10 protein-coding genes are annotated in these 11,975 nt (G+C 71.4%); 8 read left to right on the forward strand and 2 right to left on the reverse strand.

The features are described from left to right. Nucleotides 1-47: 47 nt before the first annotated feature. Nucleotides 48-791: an SDR family oxidoreductase gene (locus ABZW32_RS36915; RefSeq protein WP_356224848.1), complete on the reverse strand. Its 744-nt coding sequence runs from the start codon at nt 789-791 to the stop codon at nt 48-50. Between the two features lie 173 nt (nt 792-964). Between ABZW32_RS36915 and ABZW32_RS36920 the strand changes: the two genes are divergently transcribed. From ABZW32_RS36920 to ABZW32_RS36935, 4 genes are all read left to right on the forward strand, one after another. Next, on the forward strand, nt 965-1,837 hold the full coding sequence (locus ABZW32_RS36920) for a helix-turn-helix transcriptional regulator (RefSeq protein ID WP_356224850.1): 873 nt from the start codon (nt 965-967) through the stop codon (nt 1,835-1,837). A gap of 76 nt (nt 1,838-1,913) precedes the next feature. After that, nucleotides 1,914-2,996: an SGNH/GDSL hydrolase family protein gene (locus ABZW32_RS36925; RefSeq protein WP_356224852.1), complete on the forward strand. Its 1,083-nt coding sequence runs from the start codon at nt 1,914-1,916 to the stop codon at nt 2,994-2,996. Nucleotides 2,997-3,210: 214 nt separating this feature from the next. Continuing rightward, nucleotides 3,211-4,764, forward strand: coding sequence for an AMP-binding protein (locus tag ABZW32_RS36930; protein WP_356224856.1), 1,554 nt, complete (start codon nt 3,211-3,213; stop codon nt 4,762-4,764). Between the two features lie 59 nt (nt 4,765-4,823). Continuing rightward, entirely contained in the window at nt 4,824-5,711 is an 888-nt protein-coding gene (locus ABZW32_RS36935; RefSeq protein ID WP_356224858.1) for a hypothetical protein, read from the forward strand. Nucleotides 5,712-5,754: 43 nt separating this feature from the next. On the opposite strand, the gene ABZW32_RS36940 is transcribed toward ABZW32_RS36935, so the two are convergent. Next, on the reverse strand, nt 5,755-7,749 hold the full coding sequence (locus tag ABZW32_RS36940; RefSeq protein WP_356224860.1) for a hypothetical protein: 1,995 nt from the start codon (nt 7,747-7,749) through the stop codon (nt 5,755-5,757). Between the two features lie 215 nt (nt 7,750-7,964). Here ABZW32_RS36940 and ABZW32_RS36945 point away from each other — a divergent pair, with 215 nt between their 5' ends. The 4 genes from ABZW32_RS36945 to ABZW32_RS36960 form a co-directional block, all read left to right on the forward strand. Next, nucleotides 7,965-9,311 carry a sugar ABC transporter substrate-binding protein gene (locus ABZW32_RS36945; RefSeq protein WP_356224862.1) on the forward strand — a complete coding sequence of 449 codons (1,347 nt, stop codon included), beginning with the start codon at nt 7,965-7,967 and terminating at the stop codon, nt 9,309-9,311. Next, entirely contained in the window at nt 9,308-10,231 is a 924-nt protein-coding gene (locus ABZW32_RS36950; RefSeq protein ID WP_356224864.1) for a sugar ABC transporter permease, read from the forward strand. Before ABZW32_RS36945 ends, ABZW32_RS36950 begins: the two co-directional genes overlap by 4 nt. After that, entirely contained in the window at nt 10,228-11,058 is an 831-nt protein-coding gene (locus ABZW32_RS36955) for a carbohydrate ABC transporter permease (protein ID WP_356224866.1), read from the forward strand. Before ABZW32_RS36950 ends, ABZW32_RS36955 begins: the two co-directional genes overlap by 4 nt. 2 nt (nt 11,059-11,060) lie before the next feature. Then, nucleotides 11,061-11,975: alpha-galactosidase (locus ABZW32_RS36960; RefSeq protein ID WP_356224868.1), on the forward strand; the 915-nt coding region annotated here is incomplete at its 3' end.

Consider the following 11,975-nt stretch of genomic DNA (forward strand, 5'->3'; position numbering starts at 1 on the left):
GGTCGCCGGGGGCGGGGCGCGAGGGCCGGGGTTGCGCGTCCCGCCGGTCACCGGGCGCCGGCGACCGGACGTACGACGATCTCGTTGACGTCGACCTCCGGGGGCTGGGCCAGGGCGTACGCGATGGCCCCCGCGATCGCCGAGGCGGGCAGCGCCACGGCCCGGTACGCCTTCATCACCTCCCGGGCCACCGGATCGCCGATGGTGTCGGCGAGTTCGGACTCGGTGACGCCCGGGGACACGAGGGTGACCCGGATGCCGCCCGCGGATTCCTGGCGCAGCCCTTCGGAGATCGCGCGGACGGCGAACTTGGTGGCGCAGTAGACGGCGGCGGTGGGGGAGACCTCGTAGGCGCCCACGGAGGCGATGTTCACGATGTGCCCGCCGCCCTGCGTCCGCATCGGGGGGAGGGCGGCGGCGATGCCGTGCAGGACGCCCCGGACGTTCACGTCGAGCATGCGGTCCCACTCGTCGGTCCGCAGGGCGTCGAGCGGGGACAGCGGCATCAGGCCCGCGTTGTTCACCAGCGCGTCGAGGCGGCCGTAGGCGCCGAGCGCCGCGTCGACGAAGGCGCGGGTGTCCCGCGCGTCCGTGACGTCCAGCCTGCGGAAGAAGGCCTCGCCGCCCGCCTCGGTGATCTCCGCCGTGATCCGTTCGAGCCGGTCGGTGCGGCGCGCGCCGAGCAGGACGCGGTACCCGTCCGCCGCGAGGCGGCGCGCGGTGGCCTCGCCGATGCCGCTGCTGGCGCCGGTGACGGCCACGGTCCGGGTGACCGCGGTGGTGTCTGTCATGTCTGTTCCTCCTGGATGAAGTCCCGTACGAAGCACCGGTGTCGGGAGGCCGAGGGGCTCGTACGGTTTCGTGTCCCGGAGTCTGGTGCGGCGGCCGGGGCCGGGCCAGGACGGTCCGTGCCGGGGTACGGCGCACCCGGGCTGGCGGCCCGGATCCGGTCTAGCCTGGGGAGATGAGCAGCAATGACCTCGGTGACTTCCTCCGGGCCCGCCGCGCACGGCTGACACCGGCCGAGGTCGGGCTGGTGTCCTACGGGCGCCGCCGGGTGGCGGGACTGCGCCGCGAGGAGGTGGCGGTCCTGGCCGGGATGAACGCCGACTACTACACCCGTCTGGAACAGGGCCGCGAGCGCGGCCCCTCGCCGCAGATCCTCGACGCGATCGGGACGGCCCTGCGCCTGGACCGCGAGGGCCTCGCCCACCTGTACCGGCTGGCGGGCGGCGGGCCGCGGCGTGAGCGGGCACAGCCGAGGGAGACGGTCGCGCCCGTGCTGCGCCGACTGCTGGACGGCTACCCGCACACCCCCGCGTTCGTCCTCAACCCGGCGCTGGACCTGCTGGCGGCCAACGCCCTGGCCGAGGCGCTCTTCTCGCCGTTCCGGGACGCGGACAACCTCGCCCTCATGACCTTCCTCGATCCCGCGGCCCGCGCCTTCCACGCGCAGTGGCAGTGGTCGGCCGGGGCGGTCGCGGCAGCCCTGCGCCGTGCGGCCGGCCTCGAACCGCACTACCCGCGCCTGCGCGAGGTGCTGGACGTCCTGCTCGGGGCGAGCGAGGAGTTCGCCGCACTGTGGTCCGCGCACACCGTCGGCGGGAAGACCCACGAAGCCAAGGAGCTCGTCCACCCCGAGGTCGGCCCCCTCTCGCTCTCCTACCAGTCCTTCGACGTTCGCGGCGCACCCGGACAGCAGCTCGTGATCTACCACGCGGAACCGGGCAGCACCGGCGCCCGGGGCCTCGCCCTGCTCGGCAGCCTCCACGCAGCGGGAAGCGCCACCGCTCCGCGGGAGACACGAGCGATATTGCGTCATATGCCAGATGTCTAGGCGTGTGTCATATTCCCTGGCGTAACCCTGTGTAGTGTTATCGCTACGTACGGTGTCGACCCGTGGGAAGGTTTCCATGTCCAGCATCCAGCCTCAGTACGTCGCGCTCGGTGACTCCTACAGTGCAGGCCAGTTCATCGGCGGTGACGCCAACCTCGTCCGCGAGCCGGTGAGCGGCGGCCTCGGTGGACCGGACGGCGACTACACCGGCCGGTCGAGGGACAGTTATCCGCAGCAGCTGGCCCACACCGTCCTCTCCGGGCACGAGTTCATCGACGTCACCTGCGGCGGCGCGACGATCGACGACCGGGGGCTGGGGCTCGGAGGCATCCTCATTCCGCAGACGGTCTTCGGCGGCCCACCCTGCGTCCCGGTCGACGACAGCGGCATGCCGCGGTTCACGCCCACCCCGCGCCCCGCTCAGATCGACGCGCTGAGCGCGGCCACCACCCTGGCCACCGTCGGCATCGGGGGCAACCAGTACAACCTCGGTCAGATCATTGCCAAGTGCGCCACCCTGGGCGCGTCGTCCTTGGGCAGCCCCGGCACCGACCACTACCGCAACACCGCAGAGGGCCGCGCGGACCTCGCACAGAAGGAGGACGACCTGCGCAGCGGCTTCGCGAAGATGATGCCGGAGCTGCGCGAGCGCGCCCCGCACGCCCGGTTCCTCTTCGTCGGCTACCCCACGCTCTTCCCCACCGCGGCCGGGCAGGGCACCTGCGACGGCGGTCTGGACGAGAACATCACGATCAAGAAGGGTGACATGCCCTTCATCCAGGAGCAGTTCGCCCTGGTCGACTCCGTCATCCGTGATTCCGCGCAGGCCCACGGGCACACCTACGTCGACATCGCCGAATCCAGCCGCGCCCATCACGTCTGCCGTGAAGGCGCCGAGAAGTGGATGTTCGGCCTTTACGGCCGCTACGAGTTCGACGACGGGCTCGACGGCTACAAGCCCGCCCGCTTCCCCGCGGGCAAGGACATGCCGCCCTTCACCCCCGGCTGGACGGCCTGGTTGCAGGGCCTGCTCGCCCACGGCGGCGGCATCTTCCGGGGCAACGAGACCCTGACCACCTTCCACCCCAACAAGCGCGGGGCCGACAACCAGACCGCCCAGGTCGCGGCCGCGCTGCGCAAGGCCGGCATCGTGCAGTGACACCCCTGGCCAGCCGGTCGCCGGGGAGTCCGGGGCGTCCGTGCGCCGGCTGAGGGCTCCGGGTGGCCGACCTGCGCGGCCACCCGGGGCCGCGACATCCATGCCCGCGCGGCCCGGCGCGGGCATTGGCCGGATGTCGGCGTCCGGCTTGGGCGTGTGGAGCGGTGACCGTTAACCTCCCGCTAGTTGCTCAAGTCAACCAATGGGGACCGGTATGGACGACACCACCGAACACTTCCACTTCCACAGCCACGTCGAGGAAATTCTCGACGCCCTGGCCAAGGAACCGGGCCGGGAGGCCCTGGTGCACCGGGACCGACGCCTCAGCGCGGGTGAATTACGCGACCTCGTCTACGGCATGGCACGCGCACTGCGCTCCCAGGGGGTGACACGCGGCCAGACGGTCACCCTCCTCTCCGGGAACCTTCCCGAGACGATCGCTGCCCGCTACGCCGCCGGGCTGCTCGGCTGCGCCGTGAACCACCTCTACGCAGGCCTTTCGGCCGACGTGCACGCCGACATCCTCCGGGACGTCGAGACCCGGGCGCTGATGGTCGACCCCGCCCACCGCGAGCGCGGCGCAGACCTGGCCCGCCGGTTGCCGCTGGAACGGGTGCTGGTCCTCGGCGGGGGCGACGGCGGCGGCGCGGGCCCGGACCTGGTGCGGCTCGCCGCCGAAGAGTCCACCGAGCCATTTCCGGGCGCGGCGCGGCCACAGGACATCTGCACCATCCGCCACACCGGTGGGACCACCGGCCATCCCAAGGCCATCTGTACGACCTTCGGGCAGTGGGTGTCCGTCGGACCGGACTGGTCCGAGGAAGGACAGGTCAGGGCACTGGTGTGCACCACCCTCGCGCATGCGGCGGGCCTCGTGGCGGACAACGCGCTGCACCGCGGCGGCGCCGTCGTCCTGCTGGACGAGTTCGAGGCCGGTGCCGTGCTCGGCGCCATCGAGCGCGAGCGCATCTCCCACACGTTCCTGCTGCCTCCGCTGCTCTACCAGTTGATGGACCACCCCGAGGTCGACCGTACCGACACCTCCAGCCTGCGCATGCTCACCTACGGGGGCTGCGCCTCCTCCCCGGCCCGTCTGGCGGCGGCGGTCCGGCGCTTCGGACCCGTACTGAAGCAGTTCTACGGCCAGAACGAAGCGGGCGGGATCAGCGTGCTCTCCCCCCAGGACCACGATCCGCTGCGCCCGGAGCTGCTGCGGACCGCCGGGAAGGTCATGGACGGCGTCGAGGTCTCCGTCCGCGACGCCGACGGACGGCACCTGCCAACCGGCGAGCACGGCGAGATCTGCGTCCGTTCCCCGCACGTGATGCAGGGCTACTGGAAGCAGCCCGAGCTCACCGCGGAGGTACTGCGGGACGGCTGGCTGCACACCGGTGACATCGGGTTCGTCGACCCGGACGGCTACCTCACGATCGTGGACCGGCTGAAGGACATGATCGTGGTGGTGGGAGGCCACGTGTACACGGTGGAACTGGAGGACGTGCTCAACTCCCACCCGCACGTCCTGCAGAGCGCGGTGCTCGGGGTCCCGGACGCCAACCTCATGGAGCGGGTCCACGCGGTCGTCGTCCGCGCGCCGGGCGCCGACGTCGGCGAGGAGGAGCTGCGCGCCATGGTGCGGGACAGGAAGGGCGCGATGTACGAGCCCGCGAGCATCGCCTTCGTCGACGCGCTGCCCCTGACCGACGCGGGCAAGCCGGACAAGAAGCTGCTCCGCAGCCGGGCGGTGGAGCCGGCCCCTTCCCCCTGACCGTGACGCGCGGTGGGTGAAGTACCGCGCCGATCATGACCTGTTCTAGGGTCGGCGCCATGAGTACGCAGAACCCGACACTTGAGTCACTCCTGTCACAGCTCGCCCGACGCGACGCCGTGCGGCAGGTCGAGAAGGACCTGAAGGCGCTCGGATCCGAGGGGATCGCCGGCCTGTTGGAGATACGGCGGAGCGGGCCGGGCGCATTGCGCCGCCACGCGCTGCACGCGCTGGCGGCGATCGGCGCCGGGGACGAACTGGGCGACCGGGACAGGCGGGCGCTGGAGCGTCTGGTCCGCGTCAAGCTGCCGACCGACCGGCCGCTGGACTACCACTGCCCGTTCCTGTGGCTCGCCGTGCCTGCGGCCGCGTACGAGGGCGTCTTCGACGCCCTGGGGCTGTACGACCGCATCCCCGCGACCATGGCCATGGGGATGTCGGCGGTGGAGCACGACACGGCCGTGACGACCGGCCCCGACGGTGAGGAGACGACCGTCCACCGGGCCTTCGTCACGCCCGAGTTCCAGGGCTGGCGGATGGTGTTCGGCGGCCCGGTGTCCGGGTGCGTCGAGGAGGAGGTCCTGGCCCGGGTCAGCGCGCACTGCGGGCAGGCCCACTTCTACTTCCGCGACGCCTACGACGACGAGCACGGCTGGGCCATCGCCGAGCAGGGCCGGGTCATCCGCTCGTACCGGACCTACCGCGAACCGGAGTGGACGGGTGACCCTTTGCCCTGGGAGGTCCCCCAGACGGAGGACGACGGCTGGGAACCCGGCCTCTACGAACCGAACGCCTCCTTGGAGGCGAACGCCAACGAAGTGGCGCAAACGGTGACCGTCGACCCGGAGCGGATCGACGAGGACACCCCCATGAGCGGTCACGGCTGGCTGGCCGTCACCGCTCCCGGCGTCGGGAACGGACCGTTCCCCGGGGCGCTGGAGATCTGACACCCGCCCGGCGCCCGGTGGTCTCCCACCGGGCCGCCGGAGCTCAGCCGGCCTGGACCGTGACCGTGCGGCCGGGGGCGACGAGCGGGGTCACGTAGGTGTACGTCACCCCGTCGATCACCTTGGTACGGGCCGGCCGGGCCACCCCGTTGACCTTCAGCGTGGGGTACGTGCCGGGGAAGCGGGCCTCCCAGGTGTAGGCGGAGCGGCCCGAGGTGTGCGTGAGCGAGGAACGGGTCGCCCCGTCGTGGCGCAGGGAGAAGGCCGAGTCGCCGATCCGCAGGTCGTCGATCTGCAGCCAGTCCATCCCCGACGGCAGCCGGGACCCGGTGCTCAGGGCGTGCGCGGGCGCGTCGGGGGAGACTCCCAGCAGCCCTTCGACGGTCTGGCCGAGCAGGGTGAAGGAGACCTCGGGGTAGTCCCCGTTGGTGCCCTGCTTGGTGTTCACGTGCTGGATGTCCTTGTGGTCGTAGACGTCCTTCATCCACTTCCAGCCGGTGTCGGGGCGGTTGTTCCGGAAGAAGGTGTCCGGCAGGTAGGTGAGGGCCTCGATGTTGTCGGGCCGGCCCGGACCCGAGGCCTGCTGGTCGATGTAGTCGAGGTAGGCCTCCCGGCGCGGACCCGGGTCGAGGATCTGCTTCATCGGCATGAACCAGCTGTTCTCCTTGCCCCAGCCGGTCAGGGCGCGCCCGTCCGTGGTGTAGCCGCGCACCATGTCGGCACCCGAGCCGGTCCCGCTCCAGGTCGAGTTGAAGTACGCCTTCAGGTCCCGGGCCTTGGCGCCGTAGCGGTCGGCGAGCGCGCGGTCCCCCTTGGAGCGGGCGAGCGAGGCCATCGCCAGGTAGGCCTGGTACTGGGAGCCGATCGCGTCGCCGGCCTCGGCGAGCGGCTCGCCGCTCTGCTCGTTGTAGCTGGCGGTGCCCTGGAAGATGCCCTGGCCGGTGCCCTCGGCCACCTTGACCGGCCCGTTGTCCTTGAGCCCGTCGTGCAGGGTGACGAACTCGTCGGTGGCGTGCCGGTAGAAGTTCCACAGGACCGGGTCGTCGACGTAGGAGCGGTCGCCGCTCCAGCGGTACGCCTCCTCGGACTTCTGCACCAGCTCGAAGGTGGCGGGCACCTCGCGGACGAAGTTCGCCGGGCTCCTGTAGTCGATGGACAGGTAGGTCTTCGCGTCGAAGTTGAGGGCCCACGCCGGGTAGTACTTGTGCTCGGGGGTGGCGGAGGCGGCGAAGGAGCGGAGCATCGTCCGGTTCTCGGCGTTCAGGGCGAGCACCCCGGCGCCGGCCAGCTGGTGGGCCGTGTCGCGCGAGTAGTAGCCGCTGCGGTTGGCGTAGCCGGCCCAGTAGGAGGCGGCGTAGGCGCCGGTGCCGCTGCCGCCGGTGTGGTTCTCGTCGACGTCGAGCGGGCCCTGGGTGCCCGGCAGCTGCACCCAGCTGTTGGCCTTGCGCTTGGACCAGTCGAACATCTCGACGATCTTGGGGTCGGAGGAGCTGATCCGCGGGTCCGCGGGGGAGGCGGGGGAGAGCATCACGTCGTCGGCGTTGACCCAGCCGTCCCCCGACTCGAAGGCGATCTCCAGCGTGTCGCCGGGCGCGAGGGCGATCCGGCTGAGCGTGTAGCGCCGGTAGTTCGTCGCGCTCGGCAGGGTCAGTGCGGCGGCGACCGTGCCGTTGACGCGGGCGACGTAGCGGCCGTTCGGTCCGCCGGTCGCGATCCAGGCGGATATGTCGTACGTCCCCCGGCCCGTGGCCGTCACGGTCTGGGACACCTTCATCGCGGGTCCGGCGTCCAGGTACGCGAGGCGGGCCGCGCCGTGCGGGTAGTTCGTGGCGACTCCGGTCCCGGCGGTGAACTGCCAGCCCGTGCTGCCCTGTTCGAAGCCGGGGTTGGCGACGGAGAGCGGGGCGGGCGCGGGCGGCGCGGAGTGCCCCGCGGCCGGGCCGGGCGCAGCCGCCGAGGCCTGGCCCCCGAGGGCGAGCGGGGTGAGGGGGAGGAGCAGGGCGAGGGCGGACAGGAGTGACACACGGGAACGCGTCATCGGGTTCTCCCGGGTTGTGGCGGGGCGGCCGGTCTGCACGGCGCGGGGCGGGCGGCACGCTAGCAACCTCCACTGAAGGTCTGCAATGAACTTGTCAGAACTTCCTGCCGGATCGAACTGAAAGATTTCAATGAACTCTTGCAAGCGTGAGGGTGCCTGGTTACAGTCCTGGCCCATCGGCTTCCGCGACGGTGCGAGCAAGGGGTGGGTCAGACATGGAACTGGAACGTCGGAGAGTGCTGCGGATGGGCGGCGCGGTCGCCGCGGGGGCCGGGCTCACCGGCCTGACGGCCTGCTCCGGAACGGGAGCCACGGTTCAGGAGGGGGCCGTCGGGGACAAGGAAAAGGGGAGGATCTCGGTCTGGTCCTGGCAGGGGCCCGCCGCCGAAATGAAGTCCCTCGTACCGGAGTTCAACAAGAAGTACCCCGGGATCGAGGTGACGGTCGAGGACATCGGCAACCCGGCGATCTGGGACAAGATCACCACCGGGCTCGCCGCCAACGGCCAGGGCCTCGCCGACGTCCTGCACATCGGGGTCGACTACCTGCCGGGCTACGTGGAGAAGTTCCCCGGCGGCCTCGCCGACCTCGGCCCGCTGGGCGCGAACGCCTACCGGGACGCCTTCGCACCGGGCATGTGGCAGACGGTCTCCCCCGACGGCAAGCGGGTCAACGCCCTGCCCTGGGAAGCGAACTCGGCGGGCTTCTACTACCGCGCCGACCTCTTCGAGAAGGCCGGGGTGGACGCGGACGCCCTCCAGACCTGGGAGGAGACCATCGAGGCCGGCAAGGAGATCAAGCAGAAGACCGGAGCCCACCTGCTGGGCATCGACAAGCCCGCCTCACAGGCCGACGCCGCCAACTTCTTCCAGATGCTGCTCCAGCTCCAGGGCGCCTTCTACTTCAGCCTCTCCGGCGAGATCACGCTCGACTCCCCGGAAGCCGTGAAGGCCATGACCCTCATCAAGACGATGAACGACGCCGGCCTGGTCAGCGATCTCGCGGGCGGCTGGAACACCCTGATGAGCTCCCTGAAGCAGGGGACCGCGGCCGTCCTGCCCATGCCCACCTGGTTCGGCGGCATCATCCAGGAGCAGGTCCCCGAGGAAGCGGGGAAGTGGAGGGTCAGGCTTCCCCCGGCCGTACGCCGGGGCGGTTCCACCGCGGCCACGGTCAACTCCACCCACCTCGCCGTCGCGGGCGCCGGCAAGCACCAGGCCGCGGCCTGGTCCTTCGTCGAGTTCGTCCTCACCCGTCCGGCCTCCCAGGTGCAGATCTACCGGGGCAAGGGCATCGCCCCCGCCCTGATGAAGGCGTACGACGACGCGGTCTTCCACGAGCCGTCCCCCTTCTTCGGCGGCCAGAAGAAGGGCGAGGTCTTCCTGGAGGCCCTCAAAGCCCCCTCGTCCGCCTTCAACTACACCGCCGACTACGCCCGCGCCCTCAAGCTCGTCACCGATGCCCAGTCCAAGGTGCTGCTGGGCGGCGCCGATCCGGCCAAGGTGCTCAGGGAAGCCGCCGACCAGCTCGGCCGGCAGACCGGGCGCAAGGTCCGCCGATGACCGTCACGCTCACCGGCGGCACACCCCGGGCCGTCGCCTCCCGGGGGACGGCTCCGCGGCCCCGGCCCCGCCGGCGCGTGGCACCGTACCTCTTCGTCCTGCCCGCGCTGCTGCTCTTCGCCGTCTTCAAGATCTACCCCATCGGCCGGTCCTTCGTGATCAGCCTGCACAAGACCGTCGGTGGGACCGAGCGGTTCGTCGGCGCCGACAACTACACGCGCCTGATGGGCGATCCGCTGTTCTGGACCGCCCTGAAGAACACCGCGGTGATCCTCGTCGTCCAGGTGCCCGTCATGCTGGCCCTCGCCACCGGGCTCGCCGTGGCACTGAACTCCACCCTGCTGCGCGGCCGCGCGCTCTTCCGGCTGGGCTTCTTCCTGCCCATGATCACCGGCCTGGTCGCGTACGGGATCGTCTTCTCCGTCCTGCTGGGCAAGGACTACGGGCTCGTCAACTGGCTGTTGGGGGTCACCGGCCTCGACCCGGTGCCGTGGCTGACCGATCCCCTGTGGGCGAAGGTCTCCCTCGGGCTCGCGCTCACCTGGCACTACACCGGATACAACGCGGTGATCCTGCTCGCCCGCCTGCAGTCCGTGCCCGCCGAGCTGTACGACGCGGCGGCCGTGGACGGAGCCGGTGCCTGGACCTCCTTCCGCCACGTCACCCTGCCGGGCCTGCGCCCCGCGCTGCTGCTCACCACGGTGCTCTCCACCATCGGCACCCTGCAGATCTTCGACGAGCCGTACGTGCTCACCGGGGGCGGCCCGGACAACGCCACCCTGACCATCGGCGTGTACCTGTACCAGAACGCCTTCAAATACTTCGACTTCGGATACGCCTCCGCCATCGCCTACGCCCTGGCCGTCCTCATCGGCATCCTCGGCGTGATCCAGTTCCGCCTCCTGGGGGAGAAGTCATGACGCCCGCCCGCCACCGCGGCAGGAGCATCCTGCTCACCTCCGGACTCGCCATCGCCCTCGCCGCCGTCCTGATCCCCTTCTACTGGCTCGTGGTCGGGGCCACGCACAGCTCGCGCGAGATCTTCGACAGTCCGCCGCCACTGCTGCCCGGCGGCCACCTGGCGGCCAACCTCCACAGCCTCCAGGACACCGCGCGGTTCGGCCGGGTCGTCCTCAACTCCTTCTTCATCGCGGTCATCTACACCCTGTGCGCGGGAGCCGTCTGCACGCTGGCCGGCTACGGCTTCGCCAAGTACCGCTTCCGGGGCCGCGAGGCGCTGTTCGGACTGCTCATGCTCGGGCTCGTGGTCCCCGCCCAGGTCACCCTCGTACCGCTCTTCCAGATGATGGCGGGGCTCCGGTGGCTGGGCACCTACCAGGCCGTGATCATGCCCAACCTGGCCCTGCCCTTCGGCATCTTCCTGATGCGCCAGTCGATGGCCGCGCTCCCCGACGAACTCCTCGACTCGGGGCGCATGGACGGCTGCGGCGAACTGCGGCTGTTCCGGCAGGTGGTCCTCCCGCCCATGAAGCCGGCGCTCGCCGCCCTGGCGATCTTCCTCTTCCTCTACCAGTGGAACGACTTCATCTGGCCGCTGATCGTCCTGCGCGACGGCGCCACGTTCACCGTCCCCGTGGCCCTGGCCTCCCTCCAGGGACTCGACGAAACCGACTACGGCGCGATCCTCGCCGGAACGGCCGCCGCGGCGATCCCCATGGCCCTCGTGTTCCTGGCGCTGCAGCGCCACTTCGTGTCCGGCCTGCTCGCCGGCGCCGTGAAGGAGTGACCGTGCACACCACCACCGCCCCCTCGGACGCCTCCGGGGCCGTGACCACGGCAGGGCTGACACCCGCCCGGGGCGAGCCGCTGCTCGACGGCGTCTCGCTCGCCGTCCTCGCCCACGCTCCGGGCGTCGAGCCCCGCTGGACCCTCGGTGAACTCCACGGCGGGCTGCGCGTACTGGAGGTGCGGGCCGACGGCGCCCCCGTCGAACTCCGCTTCAGCGTGGACCTCGGTGACGCCGCCGGCTACTGGCACCCGCAGGGCGGCTGGCAGCGCACCCTCCTCGCCGACTGGGAGGGCCGATCCCGGGTCTCGCTGGTCGACGGACACGCCGCCGGATGCCTCTACGACCACACGGGCGCCACCCTGCTCACCTTCGCCGCCGCCGACCCGGTGCCCGAGGCGGCCCTGCGCTTCGGGGTCTCCGAGGAGAACGACACCCACGTCGTCCATCTCCACCTGCCCGCCTCGGCGCGGGCCCACCGGATCCTGCTCGTCCCCCGAGCGCCCTCGGTGGCGCGGGCCATGCGGACCCTGCGTGCCTGGTTCGGCGCCGCGACCGCGACGGTGCCCGAAGCGGCCCGCACACCCGTCTACTCCACCTGGTACGCGTTCAACCAGGACGTCGACGCGGCCGCCGTCGAAACCCAGGCCGCGCTGGCCTCCGCACTCGGCTGCGGAGCGCTGATCCTCGACGACGGCTGGCAGGAACTGGGCCACGGGCGCGGCTACGCCGGCTGCGGGGACTGGGAGCCCGACCGGGCCAAGTTCCCCGACTTCGCGGGGCACGTCGCCCGGGTCCGCGAACAGGGGCTGAGCTACCTGGCCTGGGTGGCGCCCCTGCTTCTCGGCCCCGGGGCCGCCTGCCACCGCCGCTGGGCGACCAGCGCGCCCGCCCCCGCCACCGTCCCCGGCGCGCTC

Origin of the sequence: Streptomyces sp. NPDC004667, assembly GCF_040609475.1 — a bacterium.
Taxonomy (GTDB): Bacteria; Actinomycetota; Actinomycetes; order Streptomycetales; family Streptomycetaceae; genus Streptomyces.